We start from the raw sequence: 17,549 nt of genomic DNA, 5'->3' as shown, positions 1-17,549 counted from the left end.
CCGCATCGAAGCGCCCCTGGCAGCCTCTCTCCCCCACCCCTGGTGTGGTTCCGGCATGCCGCGCGACGCCCCATGTCCCCGACGTTAGGTCGCTTACGTGTTCCGCTCGCTCGTCAGCCGTTTCTCCGCCCGTCCCAAGTCCGTCGCCGCCGGCGCCGCCGTGCTGCTGGGCGCCACCGGTGCCGTGCTGGGCACCACCGGCCCGGCTTCGGCCGCCTCCGCGCAGGACATCGCGAAGAAGATGGTCCCGGCGGGTCAGTACCAGTGCTTCAGCAAGATCGTTGAGCACGAGTCCGGCTGGAACCCGACCGCCACGAACGCCTCGTCCGGCGCCTACGGCCTGGTGCAGGCCCTGCCGGCCTCGAAGATGTCGTCGGCCGGCTCGGACTGGAAGACCAACCCGGCCACTCAGATCGAGTGGGGCCTGGACTACATGAACGACCGCTACGGCAGCCCGTGCGGTGCGTGGAACTTCTGGCAGGCCAACGGCTGGTACTGAGCCGACCGCATGGAGCAGGCCCCGGTGAACGGCGTTCACCGGGGTCTTCCCGTGCGTCAGAGCCGCTGGATGATCGTGCCGGTCGCCAGTCCTCCGCCCGCGCACATCGCGACGAGCGCGAACTCCTTGTCGGCGCGTTCCAGTTCGTGCAGCGCGGTGGTGATGAGCCGGGCGCCCGTCGCCCCCACGGGGTGACCGAGCGCGATGGCCCCGCCGTTCACGTTGACCTTCTCCAGGTCCTGGTCGAAGACCCGCGCCCAGCTCAGCACCACGGAGGCGAAGGCCTCGTTGATCTCGACGAGGTCGATGTCCTTCAGCGACATCCCGGCCTTGCCGAGGACCGCGCGGGTCGCGTCGATGGGCCCGTCGAGGTGGAAGTGCGGGTCGGCGCCGACGAGCGCCTGGGCGACGATCCGGGCGCGGGGCTTGAGCTTCAGGGCGCGGGCCATGCGCTTGGACGCCCACATGAGGGCGGCGGCGCCGTCGGATATCTGCGAGGAGTTGCCGGCGGTGTGGACGGCGGTCGGCATGATGGGCTTGAGCCGGGCGAGGGCCTCCATGCTGGTGTCGCGCAGCCCTTCGTCGCGGTCGACGAGCCGCCACATGCCCTGCCCCTCGCGCTGCTCGTCCTCCGTGGTCGGCACCTGGACGGCGAACGTCTCGCGCTTGAAGCGCTCCTCGGCCCACGCGGTGGCGGCCCGGGCCTGCGAGAGCAGCCCGAGCGAGTCGACGCGCTCGCGCGTCAGGCCCCGGTGGCGGGCGATGCGTTCGGCGGCCTCGAACTGGTTGGGCAGGTCGACGTTCCACTCGTCGGGGAAGGGTTTGCCCGGCCCGTGCTTGGAGCCGCTGCCGAGCGGTACGCGGGACATGGCCTCGACGCCGCAACTGATGCCGACGTCGATGACCCCGCAGGCGATCATGTTGGCGATCATGTGGGAGGCCTGCTGCGAGGAGCCGCACTGGCAGTCGACGGTGGTGGCGGCGGTCTCGTAGGGCAGGCCCATGGCGAGCCAGGCGGTGCGGGCGGGGTTCATGGACTGTTCGCCGGCGTGGGTGACCGTACCGCTGACGATCTGTTCGACGCAGTCGGCGTGGATGCCGGTGCGGGCGAGGAGTTCGCGGTACGTCTCGCCCAGCAGGTAGGCGGGGTGGAGGTTGGCGAGTGCGCCTCCGCGCTTTCCGATGGGGGTGCGTACGGCTTCGACGATGACGGGTTCCGCGGCCATGAGCTCGTCCTCTCCTCGCACGCCCGCGAGGCGTCCCGGCGCCGCCACGGACGAACTGGTACGCGAACTGGATGCGTGAACTGGTACGCGTTCTAGTTGTCCGGCCAGTCTGCTGAGGCTTACCCCCGGTACGCAAGGGTCGTGCACGCGCCGGGTGGGGTAACGGAACCTCCCGCGCCCCTTGCCACTTGTAGAACCCGTTACTACCTTGCGGGCAGCTTCTGATGGGCCATCAGATACGGAGGTCGCCGATGACCTGCCCCCATCTCCCCTCGCTGCCCCAGGGGTTCGACCTCACCGACCCCGACCTGCTCCAGGCCCGGGTGCCGCTCCCGGAGTTCGCCGCCCTCCGGAAGACCGCCCCGGTCTGGTGGTGCGCCCAGCGACGCGGCATCTCCGGCTTCGACGACGAGGGGTACTGGGCGGTGTCCCGGCACGCCGACGTCAAGTACGTCTCCACGCACCCGGAGTTGTTCTCGTCGAACACCAACACCGCGATCATCCGGTTCAACGAGACGATCAGCCGCGACCAGATCGACGTCCAGAAGCTGATCATGATCAATATGGACCCGCCCGAGCACACCCGGGTCCGCCAGATCGTCCAGCGCGGCTTCACGCCCCGCGCGATCCGGTCCCTGGAAAAGGCCCTGCGCGACCGCGCCCGCTCCATCGTGGAGACGGCGATCGCGAACGCGGGGGACGACGGCTCCTTCGACTTCGTCACCAACATCGCCGTCGAACTGCCGCTCCAGGCCATCGCCGAGCTCATCGGCGTACCGCAGCGGGACCGCACCAAGATCTTCGACTGGTCCAACAAGATGGCGGCGTACGACGACCCCGAGTACGCCATCACGGAGGACGTGGGCACCGAGGCGGCCATGGAGATCGTCTCGTACGCGATGAACCTCGCCGCCGCCCGCAAGGAGTGCCCGGCCAAGGACATCGTGTCCCAGCTCGTCGCGGCGGAGGACGAGGGCAACCTCGCGGGCGACGAGTTCGGCTTCTTCGTGATCCTGCTCGCGGTGGCGGGCAACGAGACCACCCGCAACGCCATCAGCCACGGCATGCACGCCTTCCTCACCCATCCCGAGCAGTGGGAGCTCTACAAGCGGGAGCGCCCCCGGACGGCGGCCGAGGAGATCGTCCGCTGGGCCACCCCCGTCGTCTCCTTCCAGCGCACCGCCACCCGTGACGTGGAGCTGGGCGGCCAGAAGATCAAGGCGGGCGACCGGGTCGGCCTCTTCTACTCCTCCGCCAACTACGATCCCGAGGTCTTCCACCGGCCGGAACACTTCGACATCACCCGCGACCCCAACCCCCACCTCGGCTTCGGCGGCGGAGGCCCGCACTTCTGCCTCGGCAAGTCCCTCGCCGTGCTGGAGATCGACCTGATCTTCAACGCCATCGCCGACGGCCTGCCCGGCCTCCGCCTCGCCGGCGACCCGCGACGGTTGCGCGCCGCCTGGCTGAACGGCATCAAGGAGCTCCAGGTCAGCGTCGGGACCCGCACCCCTTGAACCCTCCCCACTGCCACTGAAAAGGTGAGTGCGACCAGCACGTCACAACCGGATCGGTGGATTCATGGGCGAGGAACAACCGAATCAGTATCTCCGTGTCACGGAGCGTACCCGGCACCGGCGGCTGCGGGAGAAGGGCAGCACCCTGCGCTCCGATCTCGACGACGTCCTGCGTGCCGGGTTCGTCTGCCACCTCGCGGTGGTCGTCGACGGAGCGCCCCTGGCCGTACCGACCGTCTACGGCGTGGACTTCGAGGCCCGGGTGCTCTACCTGCACGGTTCCGTCGCCAGCCGCAGCCTGGTCCAGTCGCCCGGTGCGCCCGTGTGCGTCACCGTCACCCACGTCGACGGACTCGTGCTCGCCCGGTCCGTCTTCGAGCACGGCGTCAACTACCGCTGCGCCATGGTCCACGGCACCCCGCGCCGGGTCACCGACCGCGAGGAGCTGCTGCACGGGCTGCGCGTCCTGACCGAGCAGTGCGCACCGGGGCAGTGGGAGTACGCGCGCACCCCCAGCCGGAAGGAACTGGCCGCCACCTCACTGCTCGCGCTGCCGCTCGACGAGGCGTCGGTGAAGGTCTCGGCCGGCCCGCCGGACGACGGGGACGGGCCGGACGCCGCGCTGGGACTGTGGGCCGGCGTCGTCCCGTACCGGCCGGTCTTCGGCGCGCCCGAGCCGGACCCGCTGCTGCCCGCCGGTCTGCCGGTGCCCGCGCACATCGCGGCCCTCGTGGCGCGTTGATGCCTCCCCGGACGTGGAGGGGTGACGTACGTTCGGCGGTATGAGCCAAGAGCGATGGACCGCCGTGGACGACTACCTCACCGACATGCTGGCCCCCGCCGACGAGGCACTGGCCGCCGCGCTCGCCGACAGCGGCGCGGCGGGCCTGCCGGCGATCGCCGTGACACCGCCCCAGGGCAAGTTCCTGCACCTGCTGGCCCGTGTGCAGGGCGCCCGCACCATCCTGGAGATCGGCACGCTCGGCGGCTACAGCACCATCTGGCTGGCCCGCGCGCTGCCGGAGGACGGCAGGCTGATCTCGCTGGAGTACAACCCGGAGTACGCCGGGGTCGCCCGGGCCAACCTCGCCAGGGCGGGGCTGGACAAGGTGGCCGAGGTGCGCACGGGCGCGGCCCTGGAGACCCTGCCGCGACTGGCGGAGGAGGGCGTGGGCCCGTTCGACCTCGTCTTCATCGACGCCGACAAGCCCAACAACCCCCGGTACGTGGAGTGGGCACTGCGGCTGACCCGGCCGGGCAGTCTGGTCGTCGTCGACAACGTCGTACGCGGCGGCGCGATCGCCGACGAGTCCACGACGGACCCGTCGGTGATCGCGACGCGCGAGACGTTCGACCTGGTCGCGCGCGACCCGCGGCTGGACGCCACGGCGCTCCAGACGGTCGGCGGCAAGGGCTACGACGGCATGCTGCTGGCCCGCGTGGCGGCCTGACCGGCCGTCATACGCGCGTCAGACGCGCAGCAGGCGCTCCGCCATCTTGCGGTACGCCTGGAGCGTCACCCGCAGCCGCTCGGTGTCCGGCGGCGTACGGTCGCCGCCTTCCGCGTCCCAGTCGGCGCGGAGCACATGGCGGTGGTCGTCCAGCGCGGCCGTGAGCCGCTCGGCGGCCGCGTCCAGGACGGCCGCGGCCTCCTTCACGGAACGCTGCGGGCTGTCGACGAACTCGGCGAGTGCCTGCCGCAGCCGCTCACCGAGCTCCTCCCGCGCGGTCCGCGGCACCAACGGCTCGGACACGCCTGTGGTCGGGACGGAGGTGGACGGGACGGACGTCGACGGGACGGGTGTCGTCGGGACGGATGTCGACGGGACGGACGTCGTCGGGTCGTCGTTGGGGGACATCAGGCGCCACTCCCCTTCGGCCACGGGGCGTGGAACCGGTGGGCCCGGCCGGACGGGCGGTTGCGGGGAGCGTGACGGGCGTGGTCCTCGGGGTGCTCGGCGACGAGCTCCTCGAAGAGCCGCCGCGCCTCGACCATCGCGGCACGCAGCTCCTCTGTGCCGGTGCCGGTGGCGGTGTCCGCGCGGGCGGTGCGGTGCACGTGGCGGTAGCCGTCGACGTGGTGGGCGTGGTGCACGGACAGCGCGGCGACCTGCTCCTCGTACGCGGAGGCCGCCGGGAAGCCGCGGTCCTCGGCCAGCCGGGCCAGCAGCCGGTCCGCCTCCGCGACGGCCTGGCGCGGCGCGTCGACGAACTGCTCCTGGAGGCCCGCCCACAGGGCCACGTACTGTTCGCGCGCCTCGCGTGACAGCGGCCGGGCCCGGAGGTCGCCATGGCGCTCGACGCGCTCGGCGAGTTCACGTTCGGCGGCCTTGGTGTCGCCGTCGTGCCGGGCGACCGTCCGCTCGTACTCGGGGCCGAACCGTCGCTTCAGCCCGCGGCCGCGCCGGCCGGCGGCCCGGCCGGGACCCGCGTACAGGACCGCGGCGACCACGGCGGCGAAGACGACGACCAGAGCGACGACGATCAGGACAGTGGACATGACTGTCTTCCCTCGATCCAGGGGTCGGGGTTTCTTCGTGTCTGTTCGACGGCCCGTGTTGCCGCAAATACGTTGGCCAAACGGTGGGCGCCTCGGATAGGGACGCACCATGACGACCACCGTGACGAGCACCAACTGGACCATCCGCCCCGAGCGTTACGACAGTCCCGACGCCACCGCGCTGCGCCGCGACTACTACGACGACGTCGCGAGCCGCTACTGGCACCGGCCCGCGACGGCGGCGGAGGTCGACGAAGGGCTCACCAACGACGGCGTGGAGCGGCTGACCCCGCCGACCGGCCAGTTCCTGGTCGGCCGGGCGGACGGCGAGCCCGCCGCCTGCGGCGGGGTGCTCCTGCTGGACGAGGAGCGGGCGGAGCTCACCCGCGTGTTCATCCGCCACGCCTTCCGCGGCACCGGCGGCGCGGCGCTCCTGATGGACGCCCTGGAGGAGGCCGCGCTCGGGCTGGGCGCCCGGCGCATGGTGCTCAACACCCGCCTGGACCTGGTCGAGGCGCGCGCCTTGTACACCCGCTGCGGCTACCGCGAGATCCCGGCGTACTGCGAGGGCCCTTACATGGAGATCTGGTACGGCAAGGAGCTCCGGGCTGCCGTTCGTTAAAGGGCGTGGTTGCGGCGGGGTTCGGTAGTCCGGGGCCGCTCCCTGGTGGAGCCGCACAGCTCGGCCGTCAGCTCCTCGACCAACTGGACCAGGTCGGTCGGCCGCTCCGGTCCCCACCAGTCGCCGAGCAGCTCCGCGAGGGACTCCTCACGGGCGTGCGCCAGCCGGGCGGCCACGTCCACGCCCTGGTCGGTCAGCAGGAGCTGGAGGCCCTCCCGGCGCACCAGGTGCCGCTCCTCCAACTGCCGGGCGGCCTCGGTGATGGCCCGGATCGGTACGGGCGTGGTGTCGGCGAGCCGCCCGGGCTCCACCGTGCCGTGGCGGCGCACGCGCAGCAGCAGCCAGCTCGCGGCGGGCAGCAGGTCGAGCCCGGCGCGCGCGGTGATCTTCTCGTAGATCTCCTTGCGGCCCTCGCGCGAGCCGAGCACCGACAGGGCGCGGGCGCACTCCTCGTACGAGGAGCGTTCGACGGGGTTGGAGGCGACGGTCTGGCTGGGGTCGGGGGCGGTGACGGCGCCGCGCAGCCGGTCCTCCCGCAGCAGCAGGGCGATGACGAAGGCAACGGCGACGACGGGCGCCGCGTACAGGAAGACGTCGGTGATGGACGTCGCGTAGGCGTGCAGCACACCGGGGCGCAGGTCGGGCGGCAGTCCGGCGATGGCACGCGGGTCGGCGGCCAGTTGGTCGGGTCCGGCGCCGGGGGGCACCTCTCGGCCGGCGAGGGCGTCGGTGAGTTTGCCGGTGAGCCGGTTGGTGAAGACGGTGCCGAAGACGGCGACGCCGAAGGACGCGCCGATGGAGCGGAAGAAGGTGGCGCCGGAGGTGGCGACGCCGAGGTCCTCGTACGGGACGGCGTTCTGCACCACCAGCACCAGGACCTGCATGACGAGGCCCAGACCGGCGCCGAAGACGAAGAAGTACAGGCTCAGTTCCGCGTCGGAGCTGGCCTCCTTCATCCGGTGCAGCAGGACGAGCCCGAGCGCGGTGATGGCGGTGCCGAGGACGGGGAACACCTTCCAGCGGCCGGTCCGGCTGACGATCTGGCCGGAGCCGGTGGAGGTGAGCAGCATGCCGAGCACCATCGGGAGCATGTGCACCCCGGACATGGTCGGCGTCACGCCCCGGACGACCTGGAGGAACGTGGGCAGGTAGGTCATCGCGCCGAACATCGCGAAGCCGACGACGAAGCTGATGACGGAGACCAGCGTGAAGGTGCGGATGCGGAACAGCTTCAGCGGCAGTACGGGTTCGGCGGCGCGCCGTTCGACGGACACAAACCACACGAGGAGCACGGCGCCGAGCACGGCGAGGCCGATGATCTGCGGCGAGCCCCATTCCCAGGTGGTGCCGCCGAGGGAGGCCACGAGGACCAGGCAGGTGGCGACGGAGGCGATGAGGAAGGTGCCGAGGTAGTCGATGGTGTGACGGGTGGCGCGCACCGGGATGTGGAGCACGGCGGCGATGACGAAGAGCGCGACGACACCGATGGGCAGGTTGATGTAGAACACCCAGCGCCAGGAGAGGTGCTCGGTGAACAGGCCGCCCAGAAGCGGGCCGAGGATGCTGGTGGCGCCGAAGACGGCCCCGAACAGGCCCTGGTACCTGCCGCGCTCGCGCGGCGGGACGAGGTCGCCGACGATCGCCATGGACAGCACCATGAGGCCGCCGCCGCCCAGGCCCTGGACCGCTCGGAAGGCGATGAGCTGCGGCATGTTCTGCGCGATGCCGCACAGGGCCGAGCCGATGAGGAAGATGACGATGGCGGTCTGGAAGAGCCTCTTGCGGCCGTACTGGTCGCCGAGCTTGCCCCAGAGGGGGGTGCCGGCGGTGGAGGCGAGCATGTAGGCGGTGACGACCCAGGACAGGTGCTCCATGCCGCCGAGTTCGCTGACGATGGTCGGCAGGGCGGTGGAGACGATGGTCTGGTCGAGCGCCGCCAGCAGCATGCCGAGCAGCAGGGCGCCGATGGCGACCAGGACGGTACGCCGGGGATGGCCGTGGCCCGGGGCGGGGCTGGTGGCCGGGGTGCTCACTTCCTGCGCCATCGCTTCTCCTCGTCGTCTCGCGGGCGGTCGGTCTCACGGGCGGTCGGTCTCACGGGCCGTCATCGCGCGGGTGGGCGGCGGGCCGGACGCGTACCCCTTGTTTCCCTCTCCCATCCTGGGCGCTTCGTCCCGATACGGCCCGCCGAGCGGGGGCGGGGGTGCGGAGGGTGGTCCTCCGGTGCGCCCGGCGGGCTGCATAATCGCTCGCAGTTCAAGGGGAGGGGCCCACATTGACGGGACAGGTCTGTCCTGAGTGCGGTGACGACGAGTGCCGCTGCGCGTCCGTGGAGGACACGCTGGGGATACGTCCGTACGTGAACCTTCGGGCGGCGGAGCCGGGCGGTGCGCTGCCCGTGCCGCCGCCCACCGTGCCGCCGCCGCCCGTGCCGCCGTCCACGATGCCGCTGTACGTGCCGCTGGAGCCGGAGCTCGTGCCGCTGGAGGGGATGGGCCCGCCGCACGGCGCACGCGCCGGGGGCAGGGCGCGGGCGCGGGCCGAGGCGCGGTCCCGGAGCCGCGCACGCCGCCCCTACGCGGTGTTCGGTGCCGCGGCGGCGGTGGTCGTCGTGGTGGGCGTGGCGGGGTTCGCGGGCGGGCTGTTCGGCCGGGGCGGCGAGGCCGACCGGACGCTGCCCGACCTGGGCCCGAGCACGCCCGCGTGGCCGAGCGGGGCGCCGGAGGGGCCGTCCTCGGAGGCGTCCGGGCCGACGTCGCCGTCGGGGCGGGCGTCCTCGTCCCCGTCCGCCTCGGTGTCCCCCTCCACGTCCACGTCCGCGTCCGGGTCGGCGTCCCCGTCCGCCACCGCGTCCGCGGCCGCCTCCGCGTCCCTGGCCGTCGCCGTGCCGGGTACGGAGTCGACGGCCCCTTCGGACGGCGCCCCGCCCCGGCCGGGCGCCGGGCCCCCGTCGTCGCCCGGCAGCAGCCGGGTGCCCACCGAGGAGCCGTCGGAGGACGAGCCGGTGACGCTGCGGCGCGGTGACCGGGGGCCGGAGGTCACGGAGCTCCAGTACCGGCTGCGGGAGGCGGGGCTGTACGACGGGCCGATGAACGGCCGCTACAACCAGGACGTGGAGGAGGGGGTGGCCCGCTACCAGTACGCCCGGAACCTGGAGAGCGACGGGTGGGGCGTGTACGGGCCGGAGACCCGCCGGTGGCTGGAGTCGGAGACGACGGGGCGCTGAGGGGCGTCCCGGGGGCGGGCTGGCGTCGGACGGATCGGTTTTGTATCGTGGAGGAACAAAGTGGTCCCGCCCGTATACCCTGACCGGCGGGCGGGCCACTTCGTACTCATTTCTCCCCCTTCTCCCGTGGAGACGCCGATGCCGGCCACCGCTTCCACCCCTCCCGCCGCTGCCGTTTCCTCCCCTTCTTCCGTCGAGACGCCGACGCCGGCCACCGCTTCCGCCACTCCCGCCCCTCCCGCCGCTGCCGTCCTGACCGCCCGGGCCCTCCTCCTCGACATGGACGGCACCCTCGTCAACTCGGACGCCGTGGTGGAACGCTGCTGGCGCCGCTGGGCGATACGGCACGGGCTCGACCCGGAGGAGGCCCTCAAGGTCGTCCACGGCCGCCAGGGGTACGCCACCATGGCCGTCCTCCTCCCGGACCGCCCGATGGAGGAGAACCACGCCGACAACCGCGCGATGCTCGCCGAGGAGACCGCCGACCTGGACGGGGTCGTGCCGGTGGGCGGCGCGCCCGCCTTCATGGCCGCCATCGCGGCTCTCCCGCACGCCCTGGTCACCTCGGCCGACGAACCGCTCGCCCGGGCCCGCATGGGCGCGGCCGCGCTGCCGATGCCGGAGGTCCGGGTGACCGCCGAGTGCGTCGGCGCCAGCAAGCCGGACCCGGAGGGGTTCCTGAAGGGCGCGGCCGAGCTGGGCTTCGCCCCGGCCGACTGCGTGGTGTTCGAGGACTCCGAGGCGGGCATCCTGGCCGGGCGCGCCGCCGGGATGCGGGTGGTGGGCGTCGGACCGCGCGCGGGCGCGTTCGCACCGGACGTGCACGTACCGGACCTCACGCACGTGCGCGTGGAGGCGGACGGCGCCGACGGCACGATCCGCCTCCACGTGGGGTGACCACCAGGGTGACCGTCAGGGCGCGAGCGCCTCGTACAGGCTGAAGCCCGCCAGCGCCAGCATCAGGCAGGCGGCGACCCTGGTGATCAGCCGCAGCGGTACGTACTTCATGAGCGTCCGCCCGCCCAGGATGCCGATCCCGGCGACCGCCCACAGGGCGAGCACGGCCCCGAGGCCGACGGAGAGCGCGTTGTCGTAGCGGGCGGCGAGGTTCGCGGTCATGATCTGCGTCAGGTCGCCGAACTCCGCGACCAGGATCAGCATGAAGCCCGCCCCGGAGACCTTCCAGAAGGACTGGTCGGCCGGGGCCTTGATGTGCTCCTCGTCCCCGTCGCCCTTCTTCAGCAGCAGCACCGCCGCCCCGCACAGGAACAGCACGCCGACCAGCGCCTGCACCAGCCGGTGCGGGAGCAGGGTCAGCACGCTGCCGGCGGCGACGGCCAGGACGACGTGCACGGCGAACGCGGCCGCGACACCGGCGAAGACGTACGACGCCCGGTAGCGGGTGCCCAGCATGAGGCCGGCGAGGGCGGTCTTGTCGGGGAGCTCGGCGAGGAAGACGACGCCGAAGGTGATCGCCATGATCGTGAGGCTGAGCACGGGATGGGGTTCCTCAATCGGTCGGGCACCGCCGTACCGAGAAGAGACGTCTCAGGGGTCGCTTCGGCAAGGCGGCGCCATGGATGCGGGCATGGCACTGCTGTCGCCGAAGGTCTCGCTGGCGGGCACGCGGACTACCGCGCGGCCGCCTCCGGGCGCCGGCCGGGCACGAGGCCCAGCAGTATGTCGACGGTCCGGCGAAGAGCTACTCCCCTTCTGCTCCGTCCAGGGTACGCGATACCGGCAGGGACGGGTCGGGGGGCTTGGACGCGGGAGCGGGCGCGGGTGCTCCCGGCCGATGCCCCCGCCCCGTGCCCCTGTCCCGCAGCCGTGCCCCTGTCCCGTCCCCGTGCCCCTGCTCCGCAGCCGTGCCCCTATCCCGCGCCCGTGCCCCTGTCCCACAGCCGTACAGTCGACCGCACCGGTAGCCGACCGCAGCGGCAGCCCACCGCACCGGCAGCCGACCGAACCGGCAGCCGACCGCAGCGGTCACCCGTCTTCCGCCCGGTGCAGTTTCCCGCGCGCCACCAGCTCCAGGACCGCCGCCACCGCCACGCCCTGCACGGCCATCAGGCCGACCAGGACGAACAACTGCACCGCGCCCGCCAGCAGCGGTGACGCCCCGCCCAGCAGCATCCCGACGAACGCGCCCGGCAGGGTGACCAGGCCCACCGTCCTGGTCTGGTCAAGCCCCGGCAGCAGCGCGTCCGACGCCGCCTCCCGCGCCACCTCCAGCCGCGCGTCCCGGTCCAGCAGCCCGAGCGCCAGCCCCGCCTCCACCTCGCCGTGCCGCGTCCCCAGCTCGTCCAGGGCGCGCCGGCCGCCCAGCACCGTCGCGGTGAGCGCCCCGCCGATGAGGATGCCGGTCACGGGGATCAGGGCGATGCCCTTGACCGGAACGAGCCCGGTCAGCACCAGCGCGCCAACGACCGGAACGACCCCGGCGGCGATGGGCACGGCCGCCCACCACCAGGTGCCGTTGGGGGTGATGCGGCGCCCGGCGGTGCGGACGGCGACGGCGTACATCAGCAGCAGGAAGCCGAGCAGCAGCGGTACGGCGTGGACGACCCACCCGATGACCAGCGACACGGCGGCGAGCTGCACCGCGGCCCGCACCCCCGCGGTGACGATCTCGCGCGGCGCCCGCAGGTGGGCGAGCGCCGTGACGGTGGCGGCGACGGCGAGCAGAACGGCGAGAACGGCCGCGAACGTGGCGTTGACGGGCAGCAGCACGGGACAACCCTAGAGAGGCCCACCCTCGAAGAGCACCAACCGCAAAGCCGGACAAGCCAGGTGCCGGAACGTCAGAAACCGGGCACACCCCTTGATGTGACGTGCACATGTCGCCACTCTGTAACCCGGCGCATCCCCCGGGGAAACCTGGCGCCACCACGATGACCGAGCCGCCCGAACGGGCGATCCGGCCAACACCCCCACATCTCAAGGGAGTCACCCATGTCCGGTGTCTACGCGCGTCGAATAGCCGTGCTCGCCGCGTCCGCCGCCCTCACCGCCACCGGCGTCCTGGCCACCGCCCCGGCTGCCCAGGCCGCCCCGCCCACCCCGATCAGCGCCGCCACCGCCCGCACCTACCTGAGCCAGCTCACGGTGAAGGCGGAAGGTTCCTCCACCGGTTACAGCCGCGACCTGTTCCCGCACTGGATCACCCAGTCGGGAAGCTGCAACACCCGCGAGGTCGTCCTCAAGCGCGACGGCGTGAACGTCGTCCAGGACTCCAGTTGCGCCGCGATCAGCGGGAGTTGGTACTCCGAGTACGACGGCGCCACCTGGCGCGCGGCCTCGGACCTCGACATCGACCACGTCGTGGCCCTCGCCGAGGCCTGGCGCTCCGGTGCGAACGCCTGGACCACGTCACAGCGCCAGGCCTTCGCCAACGACCTGACCCGTCCGCAGCTCATCGCGGTCACCGACGACGTCAACCAGGCCAAGAGCGACCTCGACCCCGCCGAGTGGCTGCCGCCGCGCACCGCGTACCGCTGCACCTACGCCCGGATGTGGGTGCACGTGAAGCACCACTGGAACCTGAGCGTGGACTCGGCCGAGAAAAGCGCGCTCCAGTCGGTGCTCAACGGCTGCTGAGCCGCCCACCCCTCGGGGCGACCGCCGGGTGACCGCCGGCCGTTAGCGGCGGGGAACGCCGCCGGGGGCCGCCGCCGGGGGCCGCCGACGGGGGCGCCCTCGTCGGGTGCTGCTGACGGGGGACGCCCGCCGCCGGGTGGCCGACGGGTGTTACCTACAGGGGACGCCCGCCGGGCGCTGCCGTTGTCGGGCGCTGCCGTCGGTCGTTAGCTGCGGGCGCTGCCGCGGGTCGCTGCCGTCGGTCATTACCGCCGGGTGGCCGACGGGTGTTACCGACGGGGGACGCCCGCCGGGCGCTGCCGACGGTCGTTTGCGGCGGGTGACCGCCGGGCGTTACCGGCGGGGGCGGCCGACGGGCGCTGCCGTCGGTCGTTACCGCCGGGCGCTCCCCGCCGCCTCCGTCGTTCCGTACCGTTGGAGTACGGGCGGGCGACGGAGGAGGCCGGAGATGGCAGCCGGACTGCGCTTGGGACCGGTCCTGCGGTACGTCGACTGGGAGCGCGGCGACCGGGCGACCGTCTGGGTCGAGGCGGACCGGCCCTGCACGGCCGAGGTCCGGTGCGCCGACGGCGGCGGGGGCGGGGAGACGCGCACCTTCCAGGTGGCCGGGCACCACTACGCCCTCGTCCCCGTCACCGGCCTGACGCCCGGGTCGACGACCCCGTACGAGGTGCTGCTCGGCGGCCGCCCGGTGTGGCCGCCCGCCGAGGCCCGGTACCCGGCGAGCACCATCACCATGCCCGGCCCCGGCGCTTCCGGACTCCGGATCACCTTCGGCTCCTGCCGCTGGTCCGCGCCGCCCGGTGACGGCAAGGACCCGGTGGGCCCGGACGCGCTGGACAAGCTCGCCGCCCGGCTGGCCGCCGACCCCACGGCCGTACGCCCGGACGTCCTGCTCCTGCTCGGCGACCAGGTGTACGCCGACGAGACCTCCGAGGCGACCCGCCGCTGGCTCTCCGCGCGCCGCGACCTGCGCGAGCCGCCCGGCGCCCAGGTGGCGGACTACGAGGAGTACACCCACCTCTACTACGAGTCCTGGCTGGACCCGAGCGTGCGGTGGCTGCTCTCCACCGTCCCCAGTTGCATGATCTTCGACGACCACGACGTCGTCGACGACTGGAACACCAGCGCCGCCTGGGTCGCGGACATGCGCCGTACGGAGTGGTGGCAGGAGCGGATCCTCAGCGGGCTGATGTCGTACTGGGTCCACCAGCACCTGGGCAACCTCTCACCCGACGAGCTGGACGCCGACCCCCTGTACGCGGCGGTGCGCGCGGTGCCGGACGGGACGGAGGTGCTGCGGCGGTTCGCGGCGGAGGCGGACGCGGACCCGGCCCGGGTGCGCTGGAGCTACCGGCGGGACTTCGGGCGGACCCGGCTGGTGATGATGGACACCCGGGCGGGCCGGGTGCTGGACGAGGCCGGCCGGGCCATGCACGACGAGGCCGAGGAGCGGTGGCTGCGCGAGGAGGTGCTGGCCGGCCGGGCGGACTGCGACCACCTCCTCATCGGCTCCTCCCTGCCGTGGCTGCTGCCGCCGCTCATGCACGACGCCGAGGTGTGGAACGCCGCGCTGTGCCGGGGCGTGCGCGGCACGCGCTGGGCGCGGCTCTCGGAGGCCGTGCGCCGCAAGGCGGACCTGGAGCACTGGTCGGCGTTCCCGGAGTCGTTCGACCGGCTGGCGCGGCTGGTGGCCGAGGCGGGCAGCGGGGCGGACGCCCCGGCGACGGTGTGCGTGCTGTCGGGCGACGTGCACCACGCGTACGTCGCCGAGCCGGCCTGGCACGAGGTGACCCCGCGGGCGCGGGTGGTGCAGCTCACCTGCTCACCGGTGCACAACCGCATCCCGCGCGTACTGCGCTGGGCGTTCCGGATCGGCTGGGGCCCGGCCGGGCGGTGGCTCGGGGGCGTGCTGCGGCGGCACGGGCGGACCCGGCGGCCGGTCGTCGACTGGCGCCGCACGGGCGGGCCGTGGTTCGGCAACCAGCTCATGACGCTGACGCTGAACGGCCGGTCGGCCCGGCTGCGGCTGGAGCACGCGGCGGCGCGGGGGCGCGGCCGGAGCGACGCCGAGCTGACGACCGTGCACGAGCGGACGCTGACGGACCGACGCTGACGGACCGACGTTGACGGACCGACGTTGACGGACGGACGTTGACGGACGGACGTTGACGGACGGACGTTGACGGACGGGCGTTGAGGTCACTGGGCCCCGCCTCGGCCTCCGGACCCGGCTCGCGTGAAGGGAGTCCGACGCCCAGGCTGTGAACGTCCGGTGAACGTCCGGTTCAGGGCTCCCCCAATCCCGCCCATAGCGGATGGTGATCCTCCGGCCAGGGGTTCGGTGAGGGGCGCGGCAACGGCATGATGAGCTTTCGCCTGCCGCCCTTCGGCATCGCCGGCACCACCAGCAACGCCAGCACCGCCCCCTGCCCCGGGAGTCCGAGTCTTGTCGCCCGAAGTCCCTCACGCCATAGCCCTGGTCGGTGCAGGTCCCCGTGGCACGTCCGTACTCGAACGAATCTGCGCCTCCGTCCCGGAACTGGCCGCGGGCACCCCGCTGACCGTCCACGTCGTCGACCCGGCCCCGCCGGGAGCGGGCCGCGTCTGGCGCACCGACCAGCCGGCCGAGCTGCTGATGAACACGGTGGCGTGCCAGGTGACGGTCTTCACCGACGAGAGCGTGCGCTGCGAGGGCCCGATACGCCGGGGGCCGAGCCTGTACGAGTGGGCCGCCTCCCGCGCGTACCGGCTCGGCCCCGACGACTACCCCACGCGCGCGTGCTACGGCGCCTACCTGGAGTGGGCGTTCGCCCGCGCGGTGGCCGAGGCGCCGCCGGAGGTGACTGTCCGCGTGCACCGGGCGCGGGCCGTACGCCTGGACGGCGTCGGCCCCGTCCATACGCTCACGCTCGACGACGGCACGGTCCTCGCCGGCCTCGACGCGGTCGTCCTGGCCCAGGGCCACCTTCCGGCGGCCGATCCGTCGTCGGAGCGCCTGGGCGGGTACGCGGTGCGCCACGGGCTGCGGCACTTCCCGCCCGCCAACCCGGCGGACCTCGACCTCACGCCGATCGCGCCCGACGAGCCGGTGCTGCTCCGGGGCCTGGGCCTGAACTTCTTCGACCACATGGCGTTGCTCACCGAGGGCCGGGGCGGGGCCTTCGTACGGGAGGGCGGCGCGCTCCGGTACGCCCCCTCGGGCCGTGAGCCCCGGCTGTACGCCGGTTCGCGGCGCGGCGTCCCGTACCAGGCGCGCGGCGACAACGAGAAGGGCGCGTCCGCGCGGCACGAGCCCCTGCTGCTGACACCGGACGTCATCGAGACGTTCCGCAAGCGGGCGGAGGCGGGCGACCCGCCGGACTTCCTGGACGAGATATGGCCCCTGGTCGCCAGGGAGGTCGAGACGACGTACTACGAGGCGCTGCTGCGGCAGTCGAGGGGAGCCGGGGGACGGAGGGGTGCCGAGGGGCCAAGAGGCTTCCGCACCCGGTTCCTGGCCGCCCCGGAGGCCACCCTCGACGCGTACGCGGTGCCGCCGCGCGACCGGTGGTCGTGGGAGCGGGTCGCGCGCCCGTACGCGGGCGAAACGTTCCGGTCGCCGGGGGACTTCCGCGCCTGGCTGCTGACGCACCTGCGCCGGGACGCGGCCGAGGCGGCGCTCGGCAACGTGGCCGGCCCGGCGAAGGCCGCGCTGGACGTGCTGCGGGACATCCGCAACGAGCTGCGGCTGATCGTCGACCACGCGGGGCTTTCGGGCGCCTCGCGCCGCGACCACCTGGACCGCTGGTACACGCCGCTGAACGCCTTCCTGTCGATCGGCCCGCCGCGCCGCCGCATCGAGGAGATGGCGGCCCTGATCGAGGCGGGGGTGCTGGAGGCGATCGGCCCGCGTATGCAGGTTCGCCCCGAGAACGGCGTATTCATCGCGGAATCCCCCGATGTGCCGGGCTCCGCCGTGACGGCGACCACCCTGATCGAGGCCCGGCTGCCGGAACCCGACTTGAGGCGCACCGGAGACCCGCTCCTCGCCGGGATGCTCCGCTCCGGCCAGTGCCGTACCCATGTCGTCGACGGCTACGACACCGGAGGGCTGGACGTCACGCCGTCCCCGTACCGCCTGATGGACCGCCAAGGCCGCGCCCACCAAGCCGTTTTCGCCCTGGGCGTCCCCACCGAGGGGGTGCACTGGGTGACGGCGGCGGGCGCCCGGCCCGGTGTCGACTCGGTGACCCTCTCGGACACGGACGCGGTGGCTCGAGCCGCCCTCAGGGCATGCTCCGGCGCGGAAGCGGAACGGCCGAATGTTGAACTTGCAAGTATCGATTAGGACTGCCTAACCTGTGGGCTCGTCGGTTCCGT

General features: G+C 73.0%; 16 protein-coding genes. 10 read left to right on the top strand and 6 right to left on the bottom strand.

Annotation, left to right across the window (positions count from 1 at the left end):
• Positions 1-97 precede the first annotated feature (97 nt).
• The gene (locus ACZ46W_RS12290; RefSeq protein WP_468335448.1) at positions 98-499 is read left to right on the top strand and encodes an aggregation-promoting factor C-terminal-like domain-containing protein; all 402 of its coding nucleotides are present in this window, start codon (positions 98-100) and stop codon (positions 497-499) included.
• Between the two features lie 56 nt (positions 500-555).
• On the opposite strand, the gene ACZ46W_RS12285 is transcribed toward ACZ46W_RS12290, so the two are convergent.
• On the bottom strand, positions 556-1,725 hold the full coding sequence (locus ACZ46W_RS12285) for a steroid 3-ketoacyl-CoA thiolase (RefSeq protein ID WP_468335445.1): 1,170 nt from the start codon (positions 1,723-1,725) through the stop codon (positions 556-558).
• A 251-nt stretch (positions 1,726-1,976) separates the two neighbouring features.
• Here ACZ46W_RS12285 and ACZ46W_RS12280 point away from each other — a divergent pair, with 251 nt between their 5' ends.
• From ACZ46W_RS12280 to ACZ46W_RS12270, 3 genes are all read left to right on the top strand, one after another.
• Positions 1,977-3,242 carry a cytochrome P450 gene (locus ACZ46W_RS12280; protein WP_468335442.1) on the top strand — a complete coding sequence of 422 codons (1,266 nt, stop codon included), beginning with the start codon at positions 1,977-1,979 and terminating at the stop codon, positions 3,240-3,242.
• A 64-nt stretch (positions 3,243-3,306) separates the two neighbouring features.
• Positions 3,307-3,984: a pyridoxamine 5'-phosphate oxidase family protein gene (locus ACZ46W_RS12275; RefSeq protein ID WP_468335439.1), complete on the top strand. Its 678-nt coding sequence runs from the start codon at positions 3,307-3,309 to the stop codon at positions 3,982-3,984.
• Between the two features lie 40 nt (positions 3,985-4,024).
• The gene (locus tag ACZ46W_RS12270; protein ID WP_468335436.1) at positions 4,025-4,693 is read left to right on the top strand and encodes an O-methyltransferase; all 669 of its coding nucleotides are present in this window, start codon (positions 4,025-4,027) and stop codon (positions 4,691-4,693) included.
• Positions 4,694-4,711: 18 nt separating this feature from the next.
• On the opposite strand, the gene ACZ46W_RS12265 is transcribed toward ACZ46W_RS12270, so the two are convergent.
• Positions 4,712-5,101 carry a hypothetical protein gene (locus tag ACZ46W_RS12265; RefSeq protein WP_468335433.1) on the bottom strand — a complete coding sequence of 130 codons (390 nt, stop codon included), beginning with the start codon at positions 5,099-5,101 and terminating at the stop codon, positions 4,712-4,714.
• Entirely contained in the window at positions 5,101-5,742 is a 642-nt protein-coding gene (locus ACZ46W_RS12260) for a hypothetical protein (protein WP_468335429.1), read from the bottom strand. The genes ACZ46W_RS12265 and ACZ46W_RS12260 overlap by 1 nt, the downstream gene beginning before the upstream one ends.
• A 109-nt stretch (positions 5,743-5,851) precedes the next feature.
• On the opposite strand from ACZ46W_RS12260, the gene ACZ46W_RS12255 reads away from it, so the two are divergent.
• The gene (locus tag ACZ46W_RS12255; RefSeq protein ID WP_468335427.1) at positions 5,852-6,364 is read left to right on the top strand and encodes a GNAT family N-acetyltransferase; all 513 of its coding nucleotides are present in this window, start codon (positions 5,852-5,854) and stop codon (positions 6,362-6,364) included.
• Here ACZ46W_RS12255 and ACZ46W_RS12250 read toward each other — a convergent pair.
• Positions 6,361-8,409, bottom strand: a complete 2,049-nt coding sequence (locus ACZ46W_RS12250) for an MFS transporter (RefSeq protein WP_468335424.1) — start codon at positions 8,407-8,409, stop codon at positions 6,361-6,363. The two genes, ACZ46W_RS12255 and ACZ46W_RS12250, sit on opposite strands and share 4 nt — an antisense overlap.
• A 314-nt stretch (positions 8,410-8,723) precedes the next feature.
• Between ACZ46W_RS12250 and ACZ46W_RS12245 the strand changes: the two genes are divergently transcribed.
• Positions 8,724-9,590, top strand: coding sequence for a peptidoglycan-binding domain-containing protein (locus ACZ46W_RS12245; RefSeq protein ID WP_468335421.1), 867 nt, complete (start codon positions 8,724-8,726; stop codon positions 9,588-9,590).
• 279 nt (positions 9,591-9,869) lie between these two features.
• Positions 9,870-10,487 carry an HAD-IA family hydrolase gene (locus ACZ46W_RS12240; RefSeq protein WP_468336960.1) on the top strand — a complete coding sequence of 206 codons (618 nt, stop codon included), beginning with the start codon at positions 9,870-9,872 and terminating at the stop codon, positions 10,485-10,487.
• Positions 10,488-10,502: 15 nt separating this feature from the next.
• Here ACZ46W_RS12240 and ACZ46W_RS12235 read toward each other — a convergent pair whose 3' ends face one another.
• The gene (locus ACZ46W_RS12235) at positions 10,503-11,087 is read right to left on the bottom strand and encodes a TMEM165/GDT1 family protein (protein WP_468335418.1); all 585 of its coding nucleotides are present in this window, start codon (positions 11,085-11,087) and stop codon (positions 10,503-10,505) included.
• Between the two features lie 489 nt (positions 11,088-11,576).
• Positions 11,577-12,320, bottom strand: coding sequence for an ABC transporter permease (locus ACZ46W_RS12230; RefSeq protein WP_468335415.1), 744 nt, complete (start codon positions 12,318-12,320; stop codon positions 11,577-11,579).
• Positions 12,321-12,542: 222 nt separating this feature from the next.
• Between ACZ46W_RS12230 and ACZ46W_RS12225 the strand changes: the two genes are divergently transcribed.
• The 3 genes from ACZ46W_RS12225 (at position 12,543) to ACZ46W_RS12215 (ending at position 17,517) form a co-directional block, all read left to right on the top strand.
• Positions 12,543-13,187: an HNH endonuclease family protein gene (locus ACZ46W_RS12225; protein WP_468335412.1), complete on the top strand. Its 645-nt coding sequence runs from the start codon at positions 12,543-12,545 to the stop codon at positions 13,185-13,187.
• 448 nt (positions 13,188-13,635) lie between these two features.
• A complete protein-coding gene (locus tag ACZ46W_RS12220; RefSeq protein WP_468335408.1) occupies positions 13,636-15,303 on the top strand; it encodes an alkaline phosphatase D family protein in 1,668 nt (555 codons plus the stop codon).
• A gap of 333 nt (positions 15,304-15,636) precedes the next feature.
• A complete protein-coding gene (locus tag ACZ46W_RS12215; protein ID WP_468335405.1) occupies positions 15,637-17,517 on the top strand; it encodes an FAD/NAD(P)-binding protein in 1,881 nt (626 codons plus the stop codon).
• The last annotated feature ends 32 nt before the right edge of the window (positions 17,518-17,549 follow it).

The sequence above is a fragment of the Streptomyces sp. NPDC031064 genome, assembly GCF_055570965.1.
The sequence above is the reverse complement of the archived record's forward strand: the minus strand, read 5'-3'. Positions and strand labels throughout refer to the sequence as shown.

Excerpts from the sequence above, each read along its gene's own strand:
- ACZ46W_RS12255 (WP_468335427.1), top strand. The coding sequence starts at position 5,852 with ATGACGACCACCGTGACGAGCACCAACTGGACCATCCGCCCCGAGCGT.
- ACZ46W_RS12285 (WP_468335445.1), bottom strand. The coding sequence starts at position 1,725 with ATGGCCGCGGAACCCGTCATCGTCGAAGCCGTACGCACCCCCATCGGA.
- ACZ46W_RS12225 (WP_468335412.1), top strand. The coding sequence starts at position 12,543 with ATGTCCGGTGTCTACGCGCGTCGAATAGCCGTGCTCGCCGCGTCCGCC.
- ACZ46W_RS12270 (WP_468335436.1), top strand. The coding sequence starts at position 4,025 with ATGAGCCAAGAGCGATGGACCGCCGTGGACGACTACCTCACCGACATG.
- ACZ46W_RS12265 (WP_468335433.1), bottom strand. The coding sequence starts at position 5,101 with ATGTCCCCCAACGACGACCCGACGACGTCCGTCCCGTCGACATCCGTC.
- ACZ46W_RS12260 (WP_468335429.1), bottom strand. The coding sequence starts at position 5,742 with ATGTCCACTGTCCTGATCGTCGTCGCTCTGGTCGTCGTCTTCGCCGCC.
- ACZ46W_RS12240 (WP_468336960.1), top strand. The coding sequence starts at position 9,870 with ATGGACGGCACCCTCGTCAACTCGGACGCCGTGGTGGAACGCTGCTGG.
- ACZ46W_RS12250 (WP_468335424.1), bottom strand. The coding sequence starts at position 8,409 with ATGGCGCAGGAAGTGAGCACCCCGGCCACCAGCCCCGCCCCGGGCCAC.
- ACZ46W_RS12275 (WP_468335439.1), top strand. The coding sequence starts at position 3,307 with ATGGGCGAGGAACAACCGAATCAGTATCTCCGTGTCACGGAGCGTACC.
- ACZ46W_RS12220 (WP_468335408.1), top strand. The coding sequence starts at position 13,636 with ATGGCAGCCGGACTGCGCTTGGGACCGGTCCTGCGGTACGTCGACTGG.
- ACZ46W_RS12280 (WP_468335442.1), top strand. The coding sequence starts at position 1,977 with ATGACCTGCCCCCATCTCCCCTCGCTGCCCCAGGGGTTCGACCTCACC.